Genomic DNA, 26,104 nt, shown 5'->3' on the forward strand with positions numbered 1-26,104 from the left:
TTATAGATCTGCGGCATAGCGAAGGCCGATCTGTGCTCTGGCTTCCTCCATAACTTCTGCTACTGCCAAGGAATTCGCATGTGTATTAACTCTGCTTTCCCGTTCACCATTCTTAATTAAGTTGATAAATTCCTCAACCTCATAATACATAGACTCGAATACTTGAGGCTGCGTAAGCTCCTCGACGGTTCCATCGCGATAATGAATCTTCACTTGGTAGGGTTGGTTGATCTTATCGATCACCATTGTACCACTTTCCCCTTGAATCTCGGCTGGCAAATAGGAATCAGCGATCTTGGAATGCATCACAACTGCATCCATATCATCATATTGCATGACAATACTTCCTTCTCCATCCACTCCAGAAGAGAGCATTAGACCCACGGCCTTTACAGACTTCGGTTTCCCGAACAACACTACCATAGGATACAGGCAGTAAACGCCAAGATCCATCAACGAGCCATTAGAGAAGGCTGGGTTAAAAGCATTTAATACCGTTCCCTGTCTATAGGCGTCATATCTCGATGAGTATTGACAATAGCTCGCAAAATAACGACGTACTTGACCAATCTTATACAAATTGTCTCTGATCACTCCGAAATTCGGCATGAAGGTCGATTTCATTGCTTCTACCAACAACACATCATTGTTCTGAGCGGCTTCAATCATTGCTCTAAGCTCCGCACTGTTTGAGGCAGCTGGTTTCTCACAGAGCACATGTTTGCCATGATTTAAGCACATAATCGCCTGCTCAGCATGCATGGAGTTCGGGCTTGCAATGTAAATAGCATCGACATCTTTACTGGAAACCATATCTTCCAAATTCGTATAAATTGTAGCTCCAGCATATTTAGCAGCAAAGGCCTGACCTTTCTCCATTGTGCGGGAGTACACGGCTGTCAGGATAAAGTCCTCATTCTCCAAGCCGGCTTGCACGAAGCGGTCTGTAATAAAGTTTGTTCCAATGACCCCGAAACGAATTGTCATGATAATCCCGTCCTTTTTAGTTCTTACTAAAGCTCTATATGCTATTTTCTCACTCTCAGGGTAGTCATGTCTACTTTTCAGGACAAATTTCCGACAAATTCCGATAGATCCACCTTGTGAAAAAAAGCACCACTCCTTCATCTTTTGTCGATATCAAACTATTCATAGTAAACAGCGACACTTTTTGTCGAAGGATGCAGTAAAACATCCCCACAAAGTGGACCTTTGCTTCGATGCATAATCAGGTACTTTGCGGGGACCCCAAATATAAACGTTAAAAAAGGCTCCCATTCTTAACTTAAGAACAGGAGCCTGCTGAGCCATATGGATTTACAACTTATTTATAAAAAGCCTGCAATTGACGCACAATTTCATCCTTGTCATGATCCACTACGGTTTGGTGTTGTGGCATCTCGAACAACGCTTTAATTTGTGCCGGGAATTCCTGCTTAATGTCAATCAGAGTAATCGCCTCATCAAACTTAGCTGGATGTGCGGTCGCGAAGGTAATCCCAATCTCATCCGAGCCATTAAAAGCTTCGTAAGCTGCGATTCCACATGCAGTATGCGGATCAAGTAGGTAGCTATATTCTTTTTGATACTTAGCAATTGTATTCAAGCATTGATCATTCTTCACGCCAAGCGCTGCAAAATCCTTCTGCACCTGCTGAAGCGCCTCGCCTTCAACCGTAATCTTGCCCTCGGTTTGCAGCTTGGACATATACGCGGATAGTTTCTCGGAATCCTCGCCTACCAAATAATATAGATAACGCTCAAAATTGCTCGCCACTTGGATATCCATCGAAGGACTGTATGTGCTTGTGAAGCTGCCCGGTTTGTATTCACCCGTGTTCACGAAACGCTCCAAGATGTTATTTTCATTTGTAGCAATAATCAGTTTGTTAATTGGTAATCCCATTTGCTTCGCCAGATATCCGGAGAAAATATTACCGAAGTTGCCGGAAGGCACGCTGATGTTAATCTTCTTCTCGTTGCTGCCATCGACATGCAAATACGCATAGAAATAATAGACAGTCTGCGCCAGAATACGTACAAAGTTAATGGAGTTGATCGCACGCAGATGATAACGGCTCTTAAAGTCGAGATCCGCGAACAGATCCTTAATCACCTTTTGGCAATCATCAAAGTTACCATGAACAGATAGGTTCAGTACATTGCTGTCATCAACTGTAGTCATCTGCAGCTCCTGCACTTTACTAACCTTACCATGCGGATGAAGAATACAGATCTTGATTCCTTCTTTGCCGCGGACACCCTGAATCGCAGCCGCCCCAGTATCCCCCGAGGTTGCTCCGAGGATGTGGATGATCTTGTTCTGCTTTTTGGAAATATACGAGTACAGCTCACCCATAAACTGCAGTGCTACATCTTTGAAGGCAAAAGTAGGGCCATGGAACAATTCTAATACATACAGGGAATCATTCACTTGGTGAATAGGCGTTACTTCCGGCGTGCGGAAATTGCCATAACTAGTATTGACCATTTCCTGCAAATCTTCTAAAGGAATCTCATCATTAGTGTAATAGGCGAAAATCTTCAGGAACAATTCCTGGTAGCTAAGACTTCTCCACTCTTCTAAAGTAGCTGCTGAAACGACAGGAATCTCGGAAGGAACCATCAATCCGCCGTCATCGGCAAGTCCCATCAACACCGTATCGATAAAGCCTTTAGGTTCCACATTGCCTCTTGTGCTTATATACTTCATGCTCATCCTCCTGAACCCCTCTATATACTATATATAAATATAAGTTTCACTTTATCGTTGCCTGTTTTCCCTATATACTACCACGTTTACGCGCTAAAGTCCGTTAATTCTTTGTCTTATTTTGCAGCTCTTTCCAGACGGTTTTGTTGCTGTACTGCCGTTCCGTGCTGACATCCTTGCCGAACCATTCCGGCGCCTTGAAGCTTTCCGCTTCCTCCAAAGATTCAAATTCAACCTCCAGAACGGACAATTTCAGCTGAGAATAGACGTCGATCTCAACCGTTGTGTCATTCCACACCGCCGTAATCCGCTCTTTGACCAAGGCTACCGCATTTACTGCCTCAATCATCTGATTATATAAACCCTCCGAGATAAAATATTCGATCTCTTCGCGTTTGATCCCTTTGCCATCCTTAAACGTGTGTGTATACGTTACCTCACCTGAGTCCAGATCCGTAATTTTACGCACACGCAGCTCTTGTCCGCCGTCTATCGCCAGATACGTCTGATCGATATTATGCCGGGTCACAATCTTCAATTCGCCTTCTTGAATAAGCTGCTCCGGAAATTCCGGCAGCAGAAACTTGCGTTCGATCTCCAAAGCCATGATGTTTCGCTCCTCTTCGTGCCATTTATTTTATATTAATAATCATCATAGGGGTGAGACAAACCCAAGTCAATGTAGATTATGGGGAAAAAGGTCTTGTTCTTTTCGAATTACCTCAATAATAGAAACAGCGGCAGTCATGGACGTGGAGACAAAGCCTTAGACTGTCGCTGTTTAGTTGAGCTATAGTTACCCGTTAGCTTAACGAATAGTGGTTAATTTTACGTTATCTAAAGATTTCCTAACAAAGCGGACATATTTTTTTGATTTTCCGCAAGCCAAATCATTTCCTTCGCAAAGCGAGCTGGCGGTACACTATGTTGATCCATGTTAGCATTAATCCACCATGTGCTTTCCATATACCACAACAACTGTAATGAATGTGTTAAATAGCCCTCTACCACGTCGCGTTCCTCACTGTACCCTTCCATAAACGCCGAAGCCAGGGAGACATCTAAATTATCATCTAAGGCACATGACATCACAGCACGAGCTACATCAAGCTGCGGATAGTCATATTTTAGTCGATCAAAATCTAGAATTGCAGATAATCCGTTATCATTAAATAAAAGATTATCTACCCAAAGGTCACGATGTGCCCAGCCTGTTTGAAGTAATTCGAGTAGTTCTATATTCATTTCTTCAGTAGCTTTAAATTGAGTTTCTATATCAGCAAGCAGCTGAGGTTTACCAAGTTCCTTAGTCTTTTCCCAAACGGAGTTCCAATGTGCTAAACGCTCCTCACGACTTGGAGGAATAAATTGTGGACTATTTTTAATGCCAAGTGTCCCGTCATTTAACAATCGATGCATTTTTCCTGTTGCTCGACCTAAATCATATATTTGATGGACATTGATTTTACCTGGTGAAATTAGTTTCCCCCGGCAATACTCCATCACCAGGAAGCGTTCTCCATTATCAGATTCAAGCAAAATACTTTCATTCTGTGATAGCACTTTGGGGCAAGCTAGACCTTGGTCATACAATCTAATCTGTTGAGAGAGTGCTAACAATATCTCCTCTGACTTATATAATTTATATCTTTCTTTATTGTATTGTTTAAGTAACAATTCCCCTGCATCCGTCGTAACTTTCCACTTTAAGTTTAACCAGCCTCGTTTTATCGAAGTAGTTTCAATTACATTCATACCGAATAAACGATGAAATGTTTTTAGTAGGTCATCCAAGATCATTTCCTCTGTTAATATTGTCTCCATCTGGTCAACTCCTATATTTATAGTGTATAAGTTTTTATTCCTTATGGAGACCTATATAACCTCTGGGATAAATCTAAGTTTTTGCGTTAAACTGCCTTTAATAATCAATCTGTTATTAATTTTGAATACATATTGAGATCTATAAACTTCCCGTTTACTCTTTCATACCTTCTTAAGGTTCCCTCAAACATAAAGTTCAGTTTTCGCAAGACTTTTAATGAATTCACGTTTTCGGGTTCCACTTTTGCTTCGATTCGATTCAGCTTCAAAGTTGAGAATGCGTAATCTAACAAAGCACTTATAGCTTCTGAAGCATAGCCTCTTCCCCAAAATGCTCTAGCAATGTCATATCCAATCTCCGCTTTCTCATTTTCAAAGTCTAAGGAATTAAAACCACAAGAACCTATGATTTCATTGGATTCCATTTCAATTATAGAGAAACGAATAGCTTTGTTATCTAGAGAAAATTCATCAAGAAGTTTTATCATATCTTTTGCCTGATTTTCATCAGTAAAACTATCAATATTCATGAACTTGGTAACCTCTGGATCAGACCAAATTTTAAACAAACTTGGCGAATCCAATACCTTCATTTTTCTTAAATGTAATCGTTCTGTGTGTAACTCTGTAGTTAACATTATTTTTACCTCCATTAAATTTTAATAGTTGGTTTAAAAATAATGATCTCTGCGCATAGTTCAGTCCCTTCATTTTTCATTCCCCATTAGAATATCACACCATCGTTAAAACGAATAATATACCTCTTTTCCCTCAAGAAAATCGAGGCATAACGTGCTGCATATTTTGGAGGCGTGCTCTTTTATCCAACCGTTCCTCTCAGAGTCATGAATAAAAAATACGTAACTAATAAAAATATCCATAAATATTTGTCCTTCAATGTACCGAATCTCATCAAGCGAAAAGCTTGATATAGAAGCATAACCCTCCAAAAGCGTTTTGCGGAGCTCACTTTTCAACATGGAAGATGCAGAGCCCAAATCAAACAGGTAGTAACCATAACCAAATAAACAATAATCTATTAAGATAGGATTTTGTTCTGACACAACGACATTGCCCAGTTGAAAATCAGCATGAATGAATCCCCATGAGTTGTCCCTAGCGTCTAGCTCTGCTAATTGTTCTTTTACTACGAGTAGAACGCTACTAATAACTTCGTAATCCTCCTGAATAAGGGCTCCATTGTCTGTTCCCTTTCCAAGTTCTATTAAAGTTTCATCAATCTTTGTGACATTGTATACAGGTCTATGTAACTCCAAGGGCATTAGCGTTCGCGAGAATTCATGTAAACTGGCAAGATTTCTACCTAATCTATAAACAATCTGTTCAATGTTATCTTCATCTTGGGTTAGCGTGGAGCCTTCGATCCATTCTAAAAGAGTGGCCAAACTAGTACCCAATTGCTCTGAACTATATTCAGTAACCAGTTCCCCTTTTTGATTTAGAACAGGTCTTTGAACTTTTAGTATGTTCTTCTGATCGATTTCTCGCAGAAAAAACATTTCTGCCTGTAATCCATCTCGAGTATGTTGTAAGCCTGAGAACCCTTCAGATATTGGTTTATGTATACGTAACAAATAATTCTTGTTATCCGTTTTGTCGGTCACTTTAAATGTAATATTCTCATTATGTCTAATGAATTCAATGATGGGATCGATGAACGAATACTGCAACAATACTTTCTCAGCTTCAATGATCATAAGACTTCCCTCCTTCAAATCTAGAATATTCTTTATATTGTACCTGTTGCTCGTTGTATTTTGTTGGAATTAATAACTATATTTAAAAAGTATCCTGTTGAATAGCTCCTATAACAAAATAGAGTTACATATTAGATCTCTAATACGTAACTCTACTTATTTCATTAGCTTTTATTCATTCCATTAATGTAATACCAATACACCGAAGCCTTCCAGAGTAACCTCACCCGATAATGTTGTTCCGCTCAGTAAATCTGTTTTGGTCTCATGCAGATGTATGGAGGCAGGCAATTCACTATAATTAAGTAAAAAAGTGTAACTGGAAGAAGTCCCGTTACGAACTTGCAGCTCTACATCTTCAGGGAGCACCAGCCAATCTACTGGCGGCTGCAGACCGATTTGTTCTATGATTATGGACGCTGCTTGTTCATTAAAGACTGCTCCGTAATACCAAACCTCGCCTTTGCCGCGACGATTTCTTGTAACCGCCGGTTTTCCCGCGTAATAGTCCGAGGCATAGACTGCCATGACTTCGACCGAATCATCCCCAATCCGGAGAATATCATTAAAATCATCTGCCCCAGTAGCCCCTTCTGCCGCACCCGACCAGCTAATCGTCGTTGGCTGACGACTACCTTTAACCATGGTGAATTCTTCGACTGTGATCCCGCATAGATCCCTAGCAGCACCTGGGAATGGTCGCATATAACATTGACCACGTTCATCCTTATAACCGGTTCTACATCCGAAGATCAGTTTTCCACCTTGCTTAACGTATTCATCCAAAAGCGATGCTGTCTCATCTGTCATGATCGCCGGGTGAGGATAGATAAGCACGTCATACCGTGCGAGCTCTTCCAGCGTTGTCTTTTTGCGTAAATAGAGTACGTCATTCGGGATATGCTTCCGCTGAAGCGCCTTGTACCACTCCTTATTGCTCTTCCACATAAATGGGCCATGCCAAACATCGTATTCTCCATCCCACTCATTAGCATAATCACGAACAATAGCAACGTTAGCCTGATTACGGGTGCCGATAAGTGCTTGCCCTGCCCCCGCCAGCTCTTGACCGATCTGTCCCGCTTCCCGTACTCTTCGGTTCGGCTGGTTATGGTAGTCGTTAATGCCATGCCAATAAATTTCATTGCCCATCGTGGCTGTCCGCCAGCGGAAATACAGCACCATATCTGCGCCATGAGCGATCGATTGATAGGTCCATAACCGCATCTGTCCCGGCTTCGGAGATGGCATATCCATCCGGTTCACCCAGCCACCCGGTCCCGACTGCTGCTCCATAATACAGAAATTAGGGGAAATAGAACGGACAACAGATAATGAAAGTCCCCAGCCTCTGTCATTCAGCGGATTCCGCTCATTCGGATCATAAAAAATAGTCGAGAACTGCGGATAGGAATCATAGCTGAAGAAATCCAGTAATTCATCCGTCAATTCATGGCTGTCGAGATGCCCGAACAGACCGTTCGTTGTTACCCACTGCTTAGGGGCAAGTTTACGGATGATGTCCGCTTGGTTTTTGGCAAAAGAAATCGTATTATCCGATATAAACCGCTTTTCATCCAAAGCCTGATGGGGATTGGGCTGCTTGGGTGACGGGGTAGGACGCGGAAGATACACCTGAGACCAATCACTATAACTCTGATTCCAAAAAACAGCCCCCCAAGCCTCGTTTAGCCGCTCAAGCGTGACATATTTCTGCTGCAGCCATTCCCGGAAAGCCTTATGGTCACTCTCTGAATAAAATTCACTGATCTCGCAGTTGAGCTCATTATCAATTTGCCAACCGACCACACCTGGATGATTGCCATAATGTTCAGCCATCTGTTCTGTAATCCGAGCACACAGCTCACGATATTTGGGGCTACTGTAATTATAATGACGGCGCATGCCATGCTGTAGGGTAACACCTTCATACGTCACGTTTAATACTTCTGGATACTTATGGGTCAGCCAAGCTGGAGGTGTTGCCGTCGGCGTACCGAGCACAACCTGAAGACCATGTTTATGAGCTAAATCAATCGCCCGATCAAAGAGCCCAAACTGAAATTCACCCTGGACTGGTTCAAAAATAGACCAAGCAAACTCCCCAATCCGAATGATTGTAAAGCCTAGTTCCCGCATCCGGCGATAATCGTCCTCCCACATGCTTTCCGGCCAGTGTTCCGGATAATAACAGACGCCAAGCTCGAATTTTTCTGTTGCGACAGGTTTCTTCATGATTACCTCCAAAGTATTAAAAATATGCTTTCAGTATTTTATAATTCTATTGTAGTATCAGTATTAATAAGGCTTATATAACAAAATATTGCGATCATATAACTATCTTGCGTTAATTACCTTAATCCAACTAGCGCACTGATGCGCGACAGAAATGAGTGCCATATAACATGAAGAAACAATGGTATTTGCCGACACCAGCTTTTTCAAAATATGTCTGTTATCCTGAATTTTTGGGACATTACAGTCACTTTCCACAGCATACCGAGAGAAGAAGTGAAGGATTCCTGGGAAGCTATAACCTGCATTTAATCTTTGGTGGGGAGGGTTATGTATTCCATGAGGGCGAACGTATTCCAATGAGCAGAGGACGTGGGTTTCTTTACCCTAAAGGCGCCTACCAGCAGTACGGCTCTGATCCCGGAGAGCCTTGGGATGTTCGTTGGGTTCATTTTAGCACTCAAATTGTACTCCCCTTATTAGAAGAAGTGGACCAGTCTAGTGCATACCTGTTCACTTTTGATTTGGACGCTAAGCTGGATGAGCTATTCGAGGAAATGTATTTGCTGAGCGCTTCCTATGTAACACGTAGTGAACCAAGACTATCCGCGCTTCTGTACGAGCTTCTAGTGAAATTGCTGCAGAACTCCGAACCGCTTCACGGCTCAGTACCGCACGAGGTCAGGCAGTCTATCCGCAGTGCCGCAGATATCATTCATGTCGAATGTGCCCGTCCTTGGTCACTGGAGTCGATGGCAAGACTAACCGGGTACAGCAGCTATCATTTTCTACGGCTGTTCCGAATGGTTATGGGCAAAACACCAAACCGTTATTTAACGGATTGTCGACTGGCCAGAGCCAAGCTTCTACTGGTTTCTACTGGACTCTCCATTGCTCAGGTTGCGACTCAGTCCGGTTTTGCCCAGTCCAGCTATTTCATTAAAGTGTTCAGAACGTTCGAGGGGATGTCCCCCGTAAAGTACCGTCAGGCTTTTGGATCATAATTCCTTACACGTTGAACGAGAAAAAACCGAACGACAATCAGAGAAAACCCTGAAGTTCGTTCGGCTCAACGGCAAACTTATTTTATTTCTTTCATAAATGCCTGAAAATCTTCTACGATTTCTTTTGCTTTAGTGCGATATAAATAATGTCCCTCTTCAAACTTCACTATTTTTCCATGTACAGAGTCCTTGATTTGCTTTTCATGCTCTGGTATCCATCTATCCGTTGCTGGTTGATTCGCTTGTATAAAGAAAATAAGAGGAAGATTTTTAGGAAATGTTAAACTTTCAGCTGATTTAAAATTTGAATACATCATTCCAGCTTCATTTAATTGGGTGGGATTAAATATGTTTTTGCGATTGATCAATCTCATTTGTTCTTTTGTTTTTTCATCAAATGGTAGTTCAGCAATGGGGTCAGCACTAAGTTTCATTTGCAATCTGATTAGACCTGATTTTTTGAGCAGATTTATAGTTCTTAATTCCGAAGCTTCGATCTTCCTCTCGCTTATCGATGGAACACTACTATCAAGCCCGACAAATGCACTTACTTCATTTTCATATTTGTTAACATAATCAAGTCCGTAAATGCCTGAAATGGAGTGGCCCATTAGAATATAACGGTCAATATTAAGACCCTGTAAAGCTTCATGAATTTCACTTACAATATTCTCTGTGCTGCGCTCCTTTTTGGTCAGATCACTTAATCCATACCCAAAAGGCTCAATCATGACAACTTTGTAAAACGGCGACAGTTCATCTATTAATGCTTTAAAATCAAGAGCTGGCGCTGCTGTGCCATAACCCGGTAGTAGCACGACTGTTTCTTCACCTTTTCCTTGAATATAAACATTCATGTTTTTCCCATCTACGGGTACTAACTGACCATAGGGTTCTATTTTATTTTGTTCCGATTTATTGCTGATCAAATTAACTGTATAGACAATAGCGAGAAAAAGCATGATTGCGATGAGTATTGCGCCTATGGTTTTCAATAAAATGTTTAGTATTCTACTCGTTCTCGTGCCCGCCTTCACACTCATTACCTCTCTTAGTTTCACTCACATCTTCTCCTGTCATCCTCTGTCTATTGGACCACCATAACCGACTGCTACAGTAAGGTTAACCAATGAAGATGTACTCCTCATGTCTTCAATATGAACGGAATATGAATTAACGAAAAAACGATACAGCATCATACTTTTATGAGTCCTCGAATCACTCACACAATGAAAATATAACGTGCTCTAAATCATCCATATCCATGCCCTCCGCAGGACTAGAGACTGGAGACTAGAGACCAGAGGCCAGAAAAATCCTGCAATAATACAGTTTTTTGTTAAGAAATCCTGATCACTATGTCCAAAAGCTGCGAAAATACAGGAATATCCCTACATATGGCTCGAGGGCTTTTTCTAGAGCAAGAATAACTGCAGATTTGCAGGAATATATTACTTTTGCCAACTTAGTACCATTAAAAACTGTACTTTTGCAGGATTATACCCTTGACCAGTCCTTGCATCTACATTAAAAAGCCAAGAGCCGGGCTCTTGGCTTGCTTTTTATTGAAAAAATAAAATATCTATTGCCGCATCTTCAATTTAAAGCATCCGCTAACATAATCCTGCTGGACATCTGGCAGTGCCAGTCCTACCTGCCTTAGACCGTCACCGCCGAAGAAATAATCCCTCATCTTCCTGAATTGAAATCCCCATGCGATAGTCCTTCTCTCCTTAAGATTTACAGTAAATCTTCGCTCACAAAATCAACCATCGATTGAACCTTCAGCCCCTTAGGAGTGCCTGGAATCCAGTCCCTTCCATCGTTCCCGCGTTTCGAGAACGTTATCGTCTTGGGCTGCCCTGGGAGAAGATCAAAGTAATTGTCAGAGAATATCCCTTCATCTTCTGAGGTCAGGTATACGCCTCTAGCTAATACATCGCTTGTCACAGTGAAGCTTAGACCTCCGCTATCTGGAGTTTCCGTTATATTAATTACTGAACGCTGCAACCGAATTTCTTTTTCTGGGATAAAATAGTGCACCTTACGATCTATCATCTCGCCATTAGCCTGCAAGCTGATCTCAAGCAATACATCGTTCGATCCATGACCTTCTAACAATTCCGCCACTGGAGACGAGAATACGATAGCCGCTGAATCGGCTCCCAGCTCAACAGGATATGTCCACTCTCGCAGTACCGAACCGTTAAACTGATACAATTTAAGCCCCAAATCAGCGGTGACTGCTGTTCTTAAATCAGATACGACATGAACGTCTATCCGCTCGTGGTCGGTACCATCAATAGACAACAGAACATCTTGAAAGCTTGAGCGCACGGTATATTGCAATGCTTTCCAGCGTCCGTTGTAATCCATCCCCGCCCAAGAAGCGACTGGCCAGCAATCATTCATCTGCCAGTATAAAGTACCCATACAATAAGGTTTATTTCTTCTGTGACTTTCAATCGCGATTCGAATCGCTTCGGCCTGGAGGATTTGACTCATATACAGAAATGATTTAAAATCCTTCGGTTGCGGCAGATACATATCCATGTATTCCTTGATCAGCAAATTTCCGCGTCCATTCTTCTGATGAGCCAGCATCACCTCTGAGGTAAGCTCCAAATCCTGCTCTTCAGCATAGCTCATTACGGTCTTTAGTTCCGGGAACGACTGGAATCCGTATTCACTCATAAAGCGGCCAACCTTGGTATTATAATTCTCAAAAGGCTCAATTCCGTGCCACACGCCCCAGTAATGCACATCCCCATCGCCCACAATCCGCGTCGCGTGTTGATTCATATCTCCAGTCAAATTCCGCATCGGTGAAGACGGCCAATAGTCCACACCTGGATGGAACGCGGCTACAGCCTCCGGTAGAATCCGGTGGAATATTTCCTCATAATCAGCCCACATTGTAGCTCTTTGCTCCGCGCTGAGTTTTTCTTTCCAGCCCCAGCCCATATTTTCCTCGAACTGTGACCAGGCCGAATCAATTTCGTTATTGCCACACCATAGGGCGATGCAGGGATGATTGCGCAATCTTTTGACGTTATACTCAGCTTCTTTCTTCACATTCGCAAGAAACGCTTCATCCCCCGGATACATGCTGCAAGCGAACATGAAGTCCTGCCAGACCAACAGCCCGTATTCATCACAGAGCTTGTAAAATATCTCCTCTTCATAAAAACCGCCGCCCCACACTCGCAGCATATTCATGTTTGATTCTGCGGCCGTGGCAATTTCATGCCGATACCGCTCCTCAGTTACTTCTGTGATGAAGCTATCATTCGGAATATGATTGGCACCTTTGGCGAAGACCGACACACCATTCAGTACAAAAGAAAATGAAGTCCCTTTCGCATCCCGCTCCCGAATCAATTGAATGCTGCGGAGACCGGTTCTTACACTTTTGCTAACTTCAACTTCCTTACCTTTCACCAAATCCGCTTGGAATGTATATAAATGTGGCTCGCCCAGCCCTCTACACCACCAGAGCTGCGGCTGATCTACCACGATATCCATCTCTATTTGTTGCTTGCCACTCTTTAAGGAAACCGCTTGTATCGACTCTAAACCATCAGCACTCATTCGCAGCATTCCCTGCCATGCCGCAGGAGCATCTACTTCAATAATTGCGGTTAATTGAGCCTCTTCCTTTGTGATCACATTTTGGCGGATATAGAGATCTATGATTTGAACTGAATCACGTCCCTTAAGGGCCGCTTTACGCCATATTCCACTAGTCAAGAAACGCGGACCCCAATCCCAGCCGTAATGATAAGGTGCTTTGCGGGCAAAAACACTAATCCGCTGTTCCTCTAGTCCCCCAAGCTCGGATTGATCATTCGGTGCAGGTAACGCATACGCCAGCTTCTCTAGCTTAGGTAGATCCTCTTTAACTACAGAGCGGAATCTCACTAGTATATGGTTTTCACCAATCTTCAACTGATCTTTAACATCCACTCTCCACGCCAAAAACATATTGTCTGCAGCGAGCACATGTACATTATTCACATACACGTCAGCATATGTATCAAGACCTTCAAAAATCAGTTCTGTGCAAGTAAGCTCCAACCACTCTTCACCAAGCTGCAAAGTGGTTTGATATTCCCAATCCTTCTTGTCAATCCATTGTAGGTTATGTTCATTTGTTCCATAGAAGGGATCTTCAATCTTTCCGTTCTTCAGTAAATCCGTGTGGACCGTGCCTGGCACAGTAGCCGGAAGCCACTCCTCGTCACCACAGCTTCTAAATTCCCACTTCGCAAGATTCATCTCTAGATGTTTCATAATATCCTCCTAATTGCTAAAAGTTTTGTAGAGCATATGCTTCTCCAAGTGACTTCGTACAAAACTCACTTCGAAAGCGTCTGCTTAAGTTTTGTAAGCCTATTCATCTTTCAAAATAACATACCTCTTCTAGCATTTCATTGAATCCACTTGTTATTCTTGGTATTTTGTTATCCATTCGTTAGGTATACACTAATTATAATCGTTCAAACAAAACAAATAAAGACAATAAATAATAATACAATACATTTCTAAACGCTTTATTTAAAGCTATAATGTTCATGTAAACGCTAACAAAATAATGAAAAGGGGATTAAGTTATGAGAAATAAGTTATTTCCGTTATCTTTTGTTATGGTTATGTTTTTATCATCAACGCTGGCTGGCTGCGGCTCGAACAATGGCAACAGCACCAATAACGGGGCTTCTGCAACCGATAAGCCCGCAGCAACTAACACAGAGACTACCGGCGGTGACACGACAAGCAACGCAACAGCCGAACCTGCAGCAGGAGCTGACATTAGTGGCAAAATCACCTTCCTGACTAACAGAACAGACATGATTGGCAAAGAATACGATGAATATTTAAAGCGCTTTAATGAAAAATACCCGAACGTTAAAGTCGAATTCGAGGCTTCCCAGACCGACTATAATCAACAGGCTAAAGTCAGAATGGCCAGCGGCGAGCTTCCTGACGTTATGTTCATTCCTACCATTCCTAACTCCGACCTACCGAAATACTTCGCTTCACTGGATGATCTCGGCCTGAACGATCAAATCACCTTTAAAGACTTCAAATCCTTTGATGGCAAGCTGTACGGAATTACCACAGGGAACTCTACATCCGGGATTGTTTATAACAAAAAAGCATTTACGGATGCTGACATCACAGAAACCCCTAAGACTTGGGATGAATTCCTGGCTGCCTGCGAAAAGCTGAAAGCAAAGGGTGTCATTCCGCTGTCCTCTAACTTCAAAGATAAATGGCCACTGGGTACATGGGCTTATGACACTCCGCGCCTAATTGCAGGCAACCCCGACTTCCCTAATGAGAAGCTGAACTCTGAAACACCATTTACCATGGACAACGGCTATGGTAAAGCCTTTAGCCTGCTCAAGGAGCTCAACGAAAAAGGGTATCTGGAAAAAGACATCAACTCCACCAACTGGGAGCAATCGAAAAAAGACATCGCTTCTGGTAAGTTCGCCATGTACTATCTCGGCAACTGGGTCATTAACCAAGTTATTGGAGTAGGAGCTCCTTCAGACGATGTTGGCTTCTTCCCGTTCCCTTATGACAATTCAGGTAAACCATCCGCTACTCTTAGCCCTGACTTCTTCTATGCTGTTGCTAAAAACAGCAAAAATTTAGAAGCTGCCAAAGCTTTCGTAAAATGGATGATTGAGGATTCCGGCTATGAGGACTTCGCGGGCTTTATCTCCCCACTAAAAGGAAAAGAATCTAATCTGGCTCAGCTAAAAGAATTCCAAGCTACCGGAGTAGAGTTAGTAGAAGGAACTGTTGACGATGCGAAGGTTACAGAAATCGGCAACAAGGCACAATTAGATCTCCCTGCTGTTGTACAGGAATTTGTGCTTGCCAAAGATCCGCAAACTGTATTAGACAAATGGAATAAAGCCTGGGCTAAAGCTAAGAAAGATCTCGGCTATTAATTCAAACTTTTGACCAGAAGTACAACACGGTGCAAAATGGATTATCGCCCTTACGGATAGTCCATTTTGCCTTTCCATACCAAGCTTTTATGAAAGAAGGGCTAGCGATGTTCGGAACACTTTCCTATAACAAACAAAAAATGATAATCATTGTATCATTCCTTACGATCCCATTGTTGCTCCTTGCGACATTCACGTATTATCCAGCGCTTAAGCTGATCTATTACAGTTTCACCAATTGGGATGGCTATAGCCCAGAGAAACCATGGGTCGGACTTGCTAATTACCGCGAGGTCTTCTCTAATCCTGATATTTTCAAAGTATTTACACATAACTTTGCTTACTTCGCTATGGGAATTGTTCAGAACATAGTCGCCATTTATTTTGCGGTTGTTCTGAATAGTAAGCTCAAAGGGAAAAACGCATTCCGAATCTTACTTTTCCTTCCTTACATCATGAACGGAGTTGCCGTTGCTTTTATGTTTGGTTATGTCTTTGACACTACTAACGGATCTCTGAATATGTTCCTGAATAGCATCGGTCTAACCGGACTAGGACAGACCAGCTGGCTTGGAACAGAAGGACTGGTCAACTATTCTCTGGCATCCACAGGATTTTGGCGTTTCATGGGTTATAACATGGTCATCTACATCGCCTCCTTGCAGGCCATACCAAACGATATCTATGAGGCTTCAAAGATTGATGGTGCTGGACCTTTCCAAACCCTTTGGAGAATTACTTTACCGAATATGAAGCCAGTCATTCAGCTTAACTTATTTCTTACCGTTACAGGAGCACTGGAAGTCTTTGATCTCCCGTTCGTATTGACCAAGGGTGGTCCTGCAGGCGCCAGCGAAACTTACGTACAGAAAGTTGTAGACACTGCATTTGCTTACAACAACTATGGTCTCGCTTCTGCCATGAGTATTATCTTGCTCTTCTTTGTCGTCATCGTACTATTAGTACAGCAACTAGTTCTTAGCCGGGGAGGAGACAAATAGACATGACAAACTCCAAATTCCGCTTTACAGATGTTATTAAATACTTCTCGCTAATCATCGGCGTATTTGTCGTGCTTTTCCCTCCTTATGTAGTTATCGTAAATGCCTTCAAATCGACTGATGAATTTAACAGTAGTAGCTCCATGGCACTGCCAAAAAGCTTTTTTAATTTCGATAATTTCATTGCAGTGTTCCAGCGTGGAGGTTTACTTAACGGATTTGGTAACGTATTAATTATTATAGCTATTACTTTAATTCTGAACATTCTATTTGGAACTATGGTAGCATTTGTACTGGGACGCTTCTCTTTTAAATTAAAACCTGTTGTCTTTGGTGCTTATCTAATAGCCACTATCATTCCTAGCATCACGACGCAAGTAGCCACTTTTGGTATCATCAAAAGCATGGGGCTTTATAATACACTCGGCGCCCCTATCGTGCTATACATCGGAGCAGATGTGATTCAAATTATTCTTTATTTGCAATTTATCCGTAACATTCCCGTGGATCTAGATGAGAACGCGATGGTTGAAGGTGCATCTCTTTTTAAAATCTATCGCTCGATTATTTTTCCATTATTGACGCCGGCTACGGCTACTTTGATTATCTTGAAAACGATTAGTATCTATAATGACATGTACATCCCTTATCTATATATGCCAAAACAAAGCCTGGGCGTAGTTACGACGATCCTGATGCGTTTTCAAGGGGTCAATTCGGGCGAATGGAATTTGATCTGTGCGGCCATTCTGCTTATCCTGCTCCCCACAATAATTCTATATTTCTTCCTACAACGTTACATCTTTGAAGGCGTAACCAGCGGCGCAGTTAAATAAGGCAGTTCACTTTAAGAAAGGACAACGCAAATGGTATCATTCATCCGGCTAGCCTTACGAAAAATGTGGTTGTTCCTTGCCAATCTTCCGATGGAGCGAAAACTGATCGTCGTATTTGTCTTTCTGATCTCGCTTCCAATCACTTATGTTAGTTATTTGTCCTCCCGCTCCATGTTCAATTCTGTTCTTGTGAATGCAACGGAAGGCGCGAACCAAATGACATCGAATGCCTCTGATACCATTGACCGTTATGTTGCCGATCTAAAAAGATACACAGCGCTACCGCTGTATAACACCGATGTACAATTCTACCTAACCCAGCAAAATACCGACTGGGATAAAAGTACTGGCATGGCGATGTTCCTGAGCTACTTGAAGCATACGAAGGAAGAGATCATCGCCGTGTACATGGTGGATCAGTACGGTTCTGTTTTTTATGATAGAGTCCCCGGGATCCACGAGCTGTATCCTGAAGAACGAATAGCCGAATGGAGAACCTTAAGTGAAGAAGCTGGGGCCGCTCCTGTCATTCAAGGCAGACATACGATTCGTATAAACTCCAATGTCCATAGAGAGGTTTTCAGTGTACTTCGCACCATTAATTCTGTAAGCACGCTAGATAATATAGGAATTCTCGTATTTGATGTAGACATCAACTTGTTTAAGGGGATCATTGATCCCGTAAACGCAGTTACACAAGGCAACACACTAATTGTAGATAATAACGGAAAATTGATCTATGACGGTGAAGACGCCTCAAATTCGATGCAAACCGGTGAGGGGCAAAGTCTGAACACGCAGCTTTTGCTGCAGCATGTGAATCAGCAACAGGATCATTTTCAAATAGAAATGAATGGCCAGTCTTATCTTGCAGTGTATACCGTCTCGAAACAGACAGGTTGGACGACTATGGTTACGATTCCTTTGGCCCGGATCCTGTCACCTGTACAGAAGAATCGCAATGCTCTTATATTAACTACACTGATCATTATTGCTTTTGCACTTTGTGTTGCGACGTTCATCTCCCATGCGCTGACCAAACCCCTTAAATCTTTAGTCCGTCTAATGAAACGGGTACAGCACGGTAATCTAGATGTCTGGCAGCACTCCAAATATAATGATGAGATTGGAATGCTTGGCAGTCATTTTAATCGAATGATCATAAGGGTCAAGGATCTGCTACAGGAAGTATCCCTCACTGAGAAGCGTAAGCAGAAGGCTGATATGAGGGCACTTCAGAATCAGATCAATCCCCATTTTATTTATAATACGCTGGAGTCTATCCGTATGCTGGCAGAGAGCAATGATGACCCCCGTGTAGCGAAACTCACCTATTTGCTTGGACTTCAGATGCGTTACAGTATTGTCCGAAGCGAAGAAGCCGTTACGATCAGACAAGAGCTGGATCATGTACGAAATTATTATCATCTGCTACAAATCCGGTTTCCAGATAAGTTCAATCTACACATTGATGTGCCAGAGAAATTTCTACATCTTCCTGTAATCAAGCTTGTCTTCCAACCCATTGTGGAGAACGCAGTTTTTCATGGCTTAGATCAAAAAATAGGTCTCGGTACCTTAAGCATCACCGCATGGAGTGAGCATGGAAATGTCGTATTCTGTGTAGAAGATGATGGCATCGGTATGGATGCAGCTACCCTTCGTTCTTTAAATAATAGTCTGCAAAATGGGACTGAAAGTGAAATGTTTGGTATTGGCCTACGAAATGTGAATGAGAGAATCCGTCTGCATTACGGCAGCTCATTCGGGCTCCTTGTAGAGAGTAAGCTCGGAGTGGGTACTCGTGTTACGCTGCGCATTGAGGACATTACCTTCACTACTCCTAGTGAAGATGATATGAATTACAGAGAGGAGATGCTCTGATTGCTGCGTATTGCAATTGTTGACGATGAAATCCTGATCCGCGAAGGTCTGGCCCGAATGATCAGCAAAGAAAACACTGAATTTCTGGTCATCGGCACCTACTCCGACGGGAAACATCTACTTGACGAGTTACCTTCACTTCAACTTGATGTTGTGATTACTGATATTCGTATGCCGCAAATTAACGGCTTGGAATTAATTAAACAATTAAAAGCCAGTCACCCACAAATCCGCTCCATTCTAATGAGTGGATTTGTTGAATTTAATTATGCCAGAGAAGCCATACGTAGCTCTGCAGTAGACTATTTATTAAAGCCAATCGATAAGGAGCAATTATTCGAGCTGCTTTATCAATTAGAGGAAGAGCAGCAGTTCTCTCGTGACAAGGAGGTACGTCACCGTTCTGGTCTCTTACTAACCCTTCTTCAAGGCGACGAGCCCCCTTCACCCTTGCTTTTGTCGAGCCTTACTTTGCCCCAACCTTATTTCTCAGTCTTTGTGTTCAAAGGAAGATCAAGAGAACCCGTCTGTTTTTGTGTAGACAGTCTGCGGCAAGAGATGGCATTTAGTATCGACAGCTTAGAGATTCAAAATGGACTGCATGTCTGTGTCCTGTATTCTACAAAGCAACTCTCAGACAGCGATAGGAATGAAATCGGCGATAGAATCCGTATCTCTGCCAATGGTATTATACTGCATGTAGGTACTAGCAGTTCCTATAATGATACCGCCAAGCTTAGACAAGCATATCTAGATGCTAAGTTAGCCTGCAGCGTCGGCATTTATAATCCTGACCGACTGCACTATGCAAATATTCAGAACATTCAGCAGTCTGAGATAAATATCCTTGAGCCTTTTAATGCGATCAAGGAACCATTAATCCATGATCTGCAGATCCTGAATATGGAGGGTGCTTTAGAGCGCGTGCATAACTTATTCTCAGTTCTGAAATCACAACAAGCTGTGCCCGGTCAAATTCTCCGTGTCTGTCGATGGGTTATTGAATCTGCGCAAAAAGAATTGCAAGAATTTGAGGCCCTCTACAAAGGTGCACCCTATCTTGGGCTAGATGAAAGCATCGCGTCCAGTATGAGCTTCAGTGAAATCGAGCGTAGTTTCACTAACCATTTCTCATGCATTCTATTTGAGATCAGAGCCCAACGACTAGAGATGTCCGGTACAGCTGTAGAAACCATAAAGCGCTGGATATCAGCCAACTATAATCAACATGCAGATCTGAACACCTTAGCGAATATGGTTTTTTTGACACCCAGCTATTTAAGTAAGCTGTTCAAACAAGAGACTGGACTTACATTAACAGACTACATCACGGAAATCCGGCTACGCAAAGCCAAGCATCTGCTCAAGAATGCCCCTGACCTAAAGATTCACGAGATTGGAGCAGAAGTTGGATATGGCGATCCTGCCTATTTCAATAAGCTTTTTAAACGTGTAGTCGGCGTTACACCCAATGAATATAAACGAATTTCTATCGTATAAGGAGTTTGATCACTTGCAATCACAGATTCACACGAGCAGCGATAATCATGAAATCACCGTCTATGACACCACAGAACTATACGGTGAACAAGGTGCGTTCCGCGTCATGCAGTTTTCCAATCAGGCCATTCAAGGTGCGCTGGATCTCAATCACCCAGAACGAGTTGTGTTTGAATATCCGCGAGCCATCATTCACTTGATGGAATGCAACGCTCCCTCTTTCGAGGATGCCTTTCTTATTGGTCATGGGATTGGAACGATTGCTGGGCATTTTCTAGACAAAAGATTTAAAATAGCTGAGCTAGACAGTGTAGTAGTCGAATTAAGCCGCCGCTATTTTGGATACATGCAAGATAACGTAGTGATCGGTGACGGACGTCAGATCCTTGAAGGTGAAGAACCACAGAAATATGATTACATCATCTTGGATGCTTTCACCGCCGCGGGCACGCCGAGGCACTTAATCTCCAGTGAATTTTTCAGCATCGTGTATTCAAAACTGAATGCTGAAGGGTATCTCCTAATGAATCTAATGGGAAAAGGTGAAAATGACCCACATATTAACGCGATTCACACCACGCTCGCGGAAGAATTCACCTATATCAAATCCTTTTCACTACCTTCAGATGGGGCTGCGGATATCAAAAACATCATTATTATAGGTGGATTTAAGCCGATCCGCTTTCAAGCTCGCCACATGGCAGGCTTTAAAGAAATTCAGCTTGGGCAAGGATATCTTATTCGGGATTAAAGTTTTGCAAATAAAAATGACCTCATCCTCCACTTCACTGTGGGTTTTGAGGTCATTTTTAGGTTGTTACTATTTGATATCCTTTACACCGGATTAGGGACAAAACTGCCACCTCGGCAATACTTCAAATAATTTAGCGCATGTACTTGTCCAGTCATTTCTAGTTCACCCTGATAGACAGGATCATGCCAGCCTTCAATATCAATAGTTCCCTTATAGCCGGCTTGGCGCAGAATCGAGATGATATCCACCCAGTTCGTATCTCCGAAGCCAGGTGTCCGGTCCCACACATAAGACTTAGGTCCGTGAATTCCGTATTCCTTGACGATATCCCAGGCAATAGTGGCATCCTTACCATGTACATGGAATACCTTATTCACCCATTTGCGTAGCTGCGGAATCGGATCAATGAGACCTATGAGCTGGTGGCACGGTTCCCATTCCAGACCCAGATTGTCTGCTGGTACAGCATTGAACATTTTCTCCCAGGCTGAAGGATTGTGAGCGATGTTCCACTCTCCGGCCTGCCAGTTTCCACCCATAGAGCAATTTTCAAAAGCAATTCTTAAGCCACGATCGGCTGCCCTTTTGGACAATTCACTAAACACCTCTGCAAATCTCGGAATCGACTCGTCAATCGAAGAACCTGGAAGACGTCCGGTGAATCCGCCGATAATATCTGTGCCGAATAAATGGGCATGATCAATCAATCGCTCCCAGCTGGCGAGTGTGTCAGCGTTGTCGCCTGTTCCTGAAAGTGGATTGCCATAAATCCCAACAGAAGAGATGACAAAATCATGTTCAGCAGCCAGTTCCCTAAGTCGTGCAGCTGTTTCTACAAGATTGGTTTCACCTGTGGTCTGCCAAAAGTTCAGGTTAAAGGATTCAAAACCATGCTGAACGATTTGCGGAATCACGGTGACGGCCTCCCCGCCACGAACCAGAGTACCTATTCTCAATGTGTCTTGCATTTGGGTTACCACTCCAATGATAGCGTTTATAGTCAGTTTAAACCTTAAGTGTTTTGAGCATCTTGCAAGAGCCTCGCTTGAGCAATACCGCATCGTAGACAATATGCTGATGACCTGACCGTCCAGAAATTAGATCAAACAGAACGCCCACACTGGATAAAGCCATTTCTGTACCCGGTTGGCTGATCGTATCAAGTGAAGGATGAAAATATTCAGCCATTTCGATCCCGTCAAAGCCAATGATTGAAATATCATCCGGAATAGACAACCCCGCGGTAAGCACCGCTTTGGCAGCACCGATAGCAATCGTGTCGGAGGCTGCAAATATTGCGGTTACTCCCTTATCCCTTTTAAGCAATCTTCGCGCTGCATCAAATCCAGAGCTAGGACTGTATTCACAATCTTCCACAAGCTGTGCATCATAAGGCAGATTTTGTTCTTCCAGTGCCTTCTTGTAGCCCAAATAACGCCGGTTGCCTGTCGTTTCATCCAGTAATGGGGACTTGGCTAGAAAACCAATATTCTCATGCCCAAGAGATATCAAGTAATTGGTGGCCTTATAAGCTTCCTTCAATTCATTAATAGTGACACTGGAAAAGATATCAGGGTCCACCTCTTGTGTAGATGTGATCGTTGTCAGAACAAATGGGACCGTCAGCTGCTTGAATTTCTCTTCAGAATGATTGTAAGTTCCGCCCATGAAGATAATCCCGCATAGATTCTTTTCTTTAGTCAGCTGAATCGCCGCATTAATTTCATCCGTTCCATCCTCTACCTGATGAATGAGGAAGGGGTAACCTCGAAGATTAGCCTGCCGCTCGATTTCTTTGATCATATTGGAGAAAAACGGATTAGTAATCCCTTTAACCATGAGCGCAATATTCTTAGACTCCGTCGTTTTTAAATTTCTTGCATTGGAATTAGGAATGTAATTGTATTCCTTAACAACATTCAGAACCTTTTCCCGTGTAGCCTTGCTCACCAGCCCCTTATTGTTGATGACCCTGGAAACCGTCGAGATGCCCACTCCGGAAATCCGCGCGATATCCTTGATATTTACGTCCACTATACTCCCCCACTTATAAGTAAGGGAGCTATATGCTACTATAGCTCCCTCACACCTTTTAACGTTCTTTAGTTCACTGGAACAAACGCAGCCAATTGCTTTTCTACTTCGGCAATAACCTTGTCAATTCCTGCTTTTTTCAGTTGCTCACGGTAATCCGCTACAGCAGCTTTAGGATCTTTGCTTGTTTTACCAAGCATCAATTGAACACCAAGCTGGGAATTTACGTTGGAGATCGAAGCAATCTCTGTAGTAACATTCGCTGGATCGAAAGTAAAGCCGTTGTATGGATCATTGATAGCCACTTTATCCCACTCTGCGAACAGAGAGTTACGGATTGGGTTCTCTGTGTCCGTAGGAACTACGAATTTGTCATTACGAAGTGACCAAGCAGCGAAACCTCCGCCGTCTGTTTTTTCGTTGAAGCCTGCAGGCTGCTTTTTAACTCCATTTTCCATGACATATTGCTTACCTTCAATACCGTTTTGGATGAGGTTGTAGTAGCTTTCGTCAGTCATGAACTTCTCGATTACCATCAAAGAACGCTCTGGATTCTCAGAGTTGACACTAATTACGGTAGAGTTATCAACACCCATTTTACGTTTAATCTTCTTGTTAGCTTCTGCAAAAGTATAGAAATCAGTTTCTACCCCTGGTAGTGCCGTCTTATCCCCGCCATATTGACCGAGCCAGTCCTGAGTATGCGTCAAGTAACCCGCGGAGTTTGCTGCTCTGAAGTTATCCTTGCTTCCAAGTGATGAGGACAGTACATCTTTGCCCCAGTATCCCTTGTCTGCCCATTCACGCATCTTCACAGCCCAATCTTCGAATTCTTGGGTGTAGGCTGGAGAGAACACTGTTTTGTAGTCCTCTGCGCTCTTAGTCACTAAATTGATTTCATTTGTTGAGATCCCTGGTGCATTAAGCCACTGACCAGTAGTATCTACGAGCATTCTGAACATATTTTGTGCATCTTCTGCTTTACCATTAATAGGTGGGAATGATTCATTGGCAACTACATTGTCCATGTATTTAACCATATCGTCGATAGATGCAATTTTTTCCATGCCGTATTTTTTCAGCAAGTCTACACGATAAGCATAACCGCTTGGTGTATATTCGCTATAAAGACTCGGAACACCATAGATTTTACCTTTGACCTTCGTATTTTCCCACACACTTGCTGGAATTTCTGCCTTCAGCTTAGGAGCAACTTTGTCGAGCATGTCAGTAATGTCTACCAATGCACCTTCACTTGCTAATGTATAGTAGTTTACCGGTGCTCCAGGAGAAGCATGTGACAAATCAAATTTTTCACCAGAAGCAAATAGCAATGGATATTTCGTTGCAATATCTGGCCAGTCGATATATTTAATTTCTAAAGTTGTATTGATATCTGCCTTGAGTTTTTTGTTAATCTCAGCTAGAATCGCCTTATTTTGAACACCTTCACTGCCCCACAAGTAGTACGTCAGCTTAGCTTCTTTGGAAGTATCGACTCCTCCTGTATTGTTAGCAGATGTTTCTGGTGATTTAGTAGCTGCTGCATCATTGCTAGAAGCATTGTCTTTGGATGATGAGCAAGCTGTAAGTGCCCCCGTAAGCATTAGGACAGCTAGTAAAGAAGACGCCATTTTTTTACCTTTCATTAGGTAAACCTCCCTTTTTTTCTGTTAATAATGATTGCTTGATTTATAATAAACGCCCTATGAAAAGGAAACGTCCATTAACCCTTTACTGCCCCGATTGTGAGGCCTGTTACGAAGTAACGCTGCACAAATGGATATAGAAGAATAATAGGTCCAGTAGCTAGCACAGCTGTAGCCATTTTAATGGATTGCGTCGGAAGATCAGCAGTATTGATTACCGCCCCCGAATTGACTAGCGCTCCGAGATTCGCCTGATTGACCATTCGCTGCAAGAAGTATTGAAGCGGATACTTCGTCGGATCGTCGATATACAACATTCCGTTATACCATTCATTCCAAAAGCCCAGTGCCGAGAACAATCCAATCGTAGCTAAGGATGGAACTGCTAGTGGAATGAATATCCGCCAATAGATGCGGAAGTCACCGGCGCCGTCAATTGTAGCGGATTCATATAGGGAATCCGGAATAGCTTTCATAAAGTTACGCATTAGGAAGATGGACCAAGCGCCCACTACACCCGGAAGGATCATGGAGAATAAGCTGTCCTTCATATGAAGATGTTTGACCATCAGGATATACGTTGGAATCAAACCACCGCTGAAAAGCGTTGTAAAGTAAATCATAAAGGAGAAGAAATTACGATATTTGAAATCTTTTCGGTTAAGTACGAACCCAGCCATTGACATCATGAATAGTCCAAGTACCGTACCTACTACGGTGATAAAAATCGTAACCTGATAAGCACTTACTAGTTTGCCAGAGTTGTTTAACAGCAATTCATAAGCCTTTATTGAGAATTCCTTTGGCCAGAGCTTATAGCCTTCACGGACAATTTCCTGTTCATTCATGAACGAGGAAGAGATCATTAATGCAAAAGGAAATACACAAAATAGTGCAAAGATTGTAATGCAGAGATAGCTGACCGCTTTAATGAGAATACTGCCAGAATCCTGCTTGATTTTTGATTGTTCCACTGATATCACCCC

The 26,104-nt window shown here is 42.7% G+C and carries 20 protein-coding genes; 7 read left to right on the top strand and 13 right to left on the bottom strand.

What is annotated here, in order from left to right; genetic code table 11:
* From MKY52_RS04915 to MKY52_RS04945, 7 genes are all read right to left on the bottom strand, one after another.
* Entirely contained in the window at positions 1-987 is a 987-nt protein-coding gene (locus tag MKY52_RS04915) for a Gfo/Idh/MocA family protein (protein WP_076299094.1), read from the bottom strand.
* 337 nt (positions 988-1,324) lie between these two features.
* Positions 1,325-2,713, bottom strand: a complete 1,389-nt coding sequence (thrC, locus tag MKY52_RS04920; RefSeq protein WP_341050178.1) for a threonine synthase — start codon at positions 2,711-2,713, stop codon at positions 1,325-1,327.
* A gap of 103 nt (positions 2,714-2,816) precedes the next feature.
* Positions 2,817-3,320 carry a CYTH domain-containing protein gene (locus tag MKY52_RS04925; protein ID WP_341050179.1) on the bottom strand — a complete coding sequence of 168 codons (504 nt, stop codon included), beginning with the start codon at positions 3,318-3,320 and terminating at the stop codon, positions 2,817-2,819.
* 230 nt (positions 3,321-3,550) lie between these two features.
* A complete protein-coding gene (locus MKY52_RS04930; protein WP_341050181.1) occupies positions 3,551-4,537 on the bottom strand; it encodes a phosphotransferase in 987 nt (328 codons plus the stop codon).
* 104 nt (positions 4,538-4,641) lie between these two features.
* Entirely contained in the window at positions 4,642-5,190 is a 549-nt protein-coding gene (locus tag MKY52_RS04935; protein ID WP_341050183.1) for a GNAT family N-acetyltransferase, read from the bottom strand.
* Positions 5,191-5,280: 90 nt separating this feature from the next.
* Complete coding sequence (locus MKY52_RS04940) at positions 5,281-6,255, bottom strand: phosphotransferase enzyme family protein (protein ID WP_341050186.1); 975 nt, start codon at positions 6,253-6,255, stop codon at positions 5,281-5,283.
* A 183-nt stretch (positions 6,256-6,438) separates the two neighbouring features.
* Positions 6,439-8,490, bottom strand: a complete 2,052-nt coding sequence (locus tag MKY52_RS04945) for a beta-galactosidase (protein WP_341050188.1) — start codon at positions 8,488-8,490, stop codon at positions 6,439-6,441.
* Between the two features lie 170 nt (positions 8,491-8,660).
* Here MKY52_RS04945 and MKY52_RS04950 point away from each other — a divergent pair, with 170 nt between their 5' ends.
* Positions 8,661-9,494, top strand: a complete 834-nt coding sequence (locus MKY52_RS04950) for a helix-turn-helix transcriptional regulator (protein WP_076283833.1) — start codon at positions 8,661-8,663, stop codon at positions 9,492-9,494.
* Positions 9,495-9,571: 77 nt separating this feature from the next.
* Here MKY52_RS04950 and MKY52_RS04955 read toward each other — a convergent pair whose 3' ends face one another.
* Positions 9,572-10,555, bottom strand: coding sequence for an alpha/beta fold hydrolase (locus MKY52_RS04955; protein ID WP_445670980.1), 984 nt, complete (start codon positions 10,553-10,555; stop codon positions 9,572-9,574).
* 679 nt (positions 10,556-11,234) lie between these two features.
* The gene (locus MKY52_RS04960; RefSeq protein WP_341050190.1) at positions 11,235-13,787 is read right to left on the bottom strand and encodes a beta-mannosidase; all 2,553 of its coding nucleotides are present in this window, start codon (positions 13,785-13,787) and stop codon (positions 11,235-11,237) included.
* Positions 13,788-14,107: 320 nt separating this feature from the next.
* Between MKY52_RS04960 and MKY52_RS04965 the strand changes: the two genes are divergently transcribed.
* The 6 genes from MKY52_RS04965 to MKY52_RS04990 all read left to right on the top strand — a co-directional run bounded on the left by MKY52_RS04965 (position 14,108) and on the right by MKY52_RS04990 (position 21,432).
* On the top strand, positions 14,108-15,460 hold the full coding sequence (locus MKY52_RS04965) for an ABC transporter substrate-binding protein (protein WP_341050191.1): 1,353 nt from the start codon (positions 14,108-14,110) through the stop codon (positions 15,458-15,460).
* 107 nt (positions 15,461-15,567) lie between these two features.
* Entirely contained in the window at positions 15,568-16,461 is an 894-nt protein-coding gene (locus MKY52_RS04970; RefSeq protein WP_042185025.1) for a carbohydrate ABC transporter permease, read from the top strand.
* Between the two features lie 2 nt (positions 16,462-16,463).
* Entirely contained in the window at positions 16,464-17,297 is an 834-nt protein-coding gene (locus MKY52_RS04975) for a carbohydrate ABC transporter permease (RefSeq protein ID WP_042185023.1), read from the top strand.
* Between the two features lie 30 nt (positions 17,298-17,327).
* Positions 17,328-19,181, top strand: a complete 1,854-nt coding sequence (locus tag MKY52_RS04980; RefSeq protein ID WP_341050192.1) for a cache domain-containing sensor histidine kinase — start codon at positions 17,328-17,330, stop codon at positions 19,179-19,181.
* The gene (locus tag MKY52_RS04985; protein WP_341050193.1) at positions 19,182-20,681 is read left to right on the top strand and encodes a response regulator transcription factor; all 1,500 of its coding nucleotides are present in this window, start codon (positions 19,182-19,184) and stop codon (positions 20,679-20,681) included.
* The gene (locus MKY52_RS04990) at positions 20,653-21,432 is read left to right on the top strand and encodes a spermidine synthase (protein WP_445670981.1); all 780 of its coding nucleotides are present in this window, start codon (positions 20,653-20,655) and stop codon (positions 21,430-21,432) included. The genes MKY52_RS04985 and MKY52_RS04990 overlap by 29 nt, the downstream gene beginning before the upstream one ends.
* Positions 21,433-21,515: 83 nt before the next feature.
* On the opposite strand, the gene MKY52_RS04995 is transcribed toward MKY52_RS04990, so the two are convergent.
* The 4 genes from MKY52_RS04995 to MKY52_RS05010 all read right to left on the bottom strand — a co-directional run bounded on the left by MKY52_RS04995 (position 21,516) and on the right by MKY52_RS05010 (position 26,092).
* Positions 21,516-22,403 carry a sugar phosphate isomerase/epimerase family protein gene (locus MKY52_RS04995; protein ID WP_076299082.1) on the bottom strand — a complete coding sequence of 296 codons (888 nt, stop codon included), beginning with the start codon at positions 22,401-22,403 and terminating at the stop codon, positions 21,516-21,518.
* A gap of 37 nt (positions 22,404-22,440) precedes the next feature.
* On the bottom strand, positions 22,441-23,469 hold the full coding sequence (locus MKY52_RS05000) for a LacI family DNA-binding transcriptional regulator (RefSeq protein ID WP_341050196.1): 1,029 nt from the start codon (positions 23,467-23,469) through the stop codon (positions 22,441-22,443).
* Between the two features lie 68 nt (positions 23,470-23,537).
* Positions 23,538-25,118, bottom strand: a complete 1,581-nt coding sequence (locus MKY52_RS05005; RefSeq protein ID WP_341050197.1) for a DUF3502 domain-containing protein — start codon at positions 25,116-25,118, stop codon at positions 23,538-23,540.
* Positions 25,119-25,195: 77 nt separating this feature from the next.
* On the bottom strand, positions 25,196-26,092 hold the full coding sequence (locus tag MKY52_RS05010; protein WP_341050199.1) for a carbohydrate ABC transporter permease: 897 nt from the start codon (positions 26,090-26,092) through the stop codon (positions 25,196-25,198).
* Positions 26,093-26,104 lie beyond the last annotated feature (12 nt).

Source organism: Paenibacillus sp. FSL P4-0184, assembly GCF_038004625.1.
Classification (GTDB): Bacteria; Bacillota; Bacilli; order Paenibacillales; family Paenibacillaceae; genus Paenibacillus_AQ.

Excerpts from the sequence above, each read along its gene's own strand:
- MKY52_RS04995 (WP_076299082.1), bottom strand. The coding sequence starts at position 22,403 with ATGCAAGACACATTGAGAATAGGTACTCTGGTTCGTGGCGGGGAGGCC.
- MKY52_RS04975 (WP_042185023.1), top strand. The coding sequence starts at position 16,464 with ATGACAAACTCCAAATTCCGCTTTACAGATGTTATTAAATACTTCTCG.
- MKY52_RS05005 (WP_341050197.1), bottom strand. The coding sequence starts at position 25,118 with ATGAAAGGTAAAAAAATGGCGTCTTCTTTACTAGCTGTCCTAATGCTT.
- MKY52_RS04950 (WP_076283833.1), top strand. The coding sequence starts at position 8,661 with ATGAAGAAACAATGGTATTTGCCGACACCAGCTTTTTCAAAATATGTC.
- MKY52_RS04925 (WP_341050179.1), bottom strand. The coding sequence starts at position 3,320 with ATGGCTTTGGAGATCGAACGCAAGTTTCTGCTGCCGGAATTTCCGGAG.
- MKY52_RS04915 (WP_076299094.1), bottom strand. The coding sequence starts at position 987 with ATGACAATTCGTTTCGGGGTCATTGGAACAAACTTTATTACAGACCGC.
- MKY52_RS04980 (WP_341050192.1), top strand. The coding sequence starts at position 17,328 with ATGGTATCATTCATCCGGCTAGCCTTACGAAAAATGTGGTTGTTCCTT.
- MKY52_RS04970 (WP_042185025.1), top strand. The coding sequence starts at position 15,568 with ATGTTCGGAACACTTTCCTATAACAAACAAAAAATGATAATCATTGTA.
- MKY52_RS04940 (WP_341050186.1), bottom strand. The coding sequence starts at position 6,255 with ATGATCATTGAAGCTGAGAAAGTATTGTTGCAGTATTCGTTCATCGAT.
- MKY52_RS04935 (WP_341050183.1), bottom strand. The coding sequence starts at position 5,190 with ATGGAGGTAAAAATAATGTTAACTACAGAGTTACACACAGAACGATTA.
- thrC (WP_341050178.1), bottom strand. The coding sequence starts at position 2,713 with ATGAAGTATATAAGCACAAGAGGCAATGTGGAACCTAAAGGCTTTATC.
- MKY52_RS04930 (WP_341050181.1), bottom strand. The coding sequence starts at position 4,537 with ATGGAGACAATATTAACAGAGGAAATGATCTTGGATGACCTACTAAAA.
- MKY52_RS04945 (WP_341050188.1), bottom strand. The coding sequence starts at position 8,490 with ATGAAGAAACCTGTCGCAACAGAAAAATTCGAGCTTGGCGTCTGTTAT.
- MKY52_RS04965 (WP_341050191.1), top strand. The coding sequence starts at position 14,108 with ATGAGAAATAAGTTATTTCCGTTATCTTTTGTTATGGTTATGTTTTTA.
- MKY52_RS04990 (WP_445670981.1), top strand. The coding sequence starts at position 20,653 with ATGAATATAAACGAATTTCTATCGTATAAGGAGTTTGATCACTTGCAA.
- MKY52_RS04960 (WP_341050190.1), bottom strand. The coding sequence starts at position 13,787 with ATGAAACATCTAGAGATGAATCTTGCGAAGTGGGAATTTAGAAGCTGT.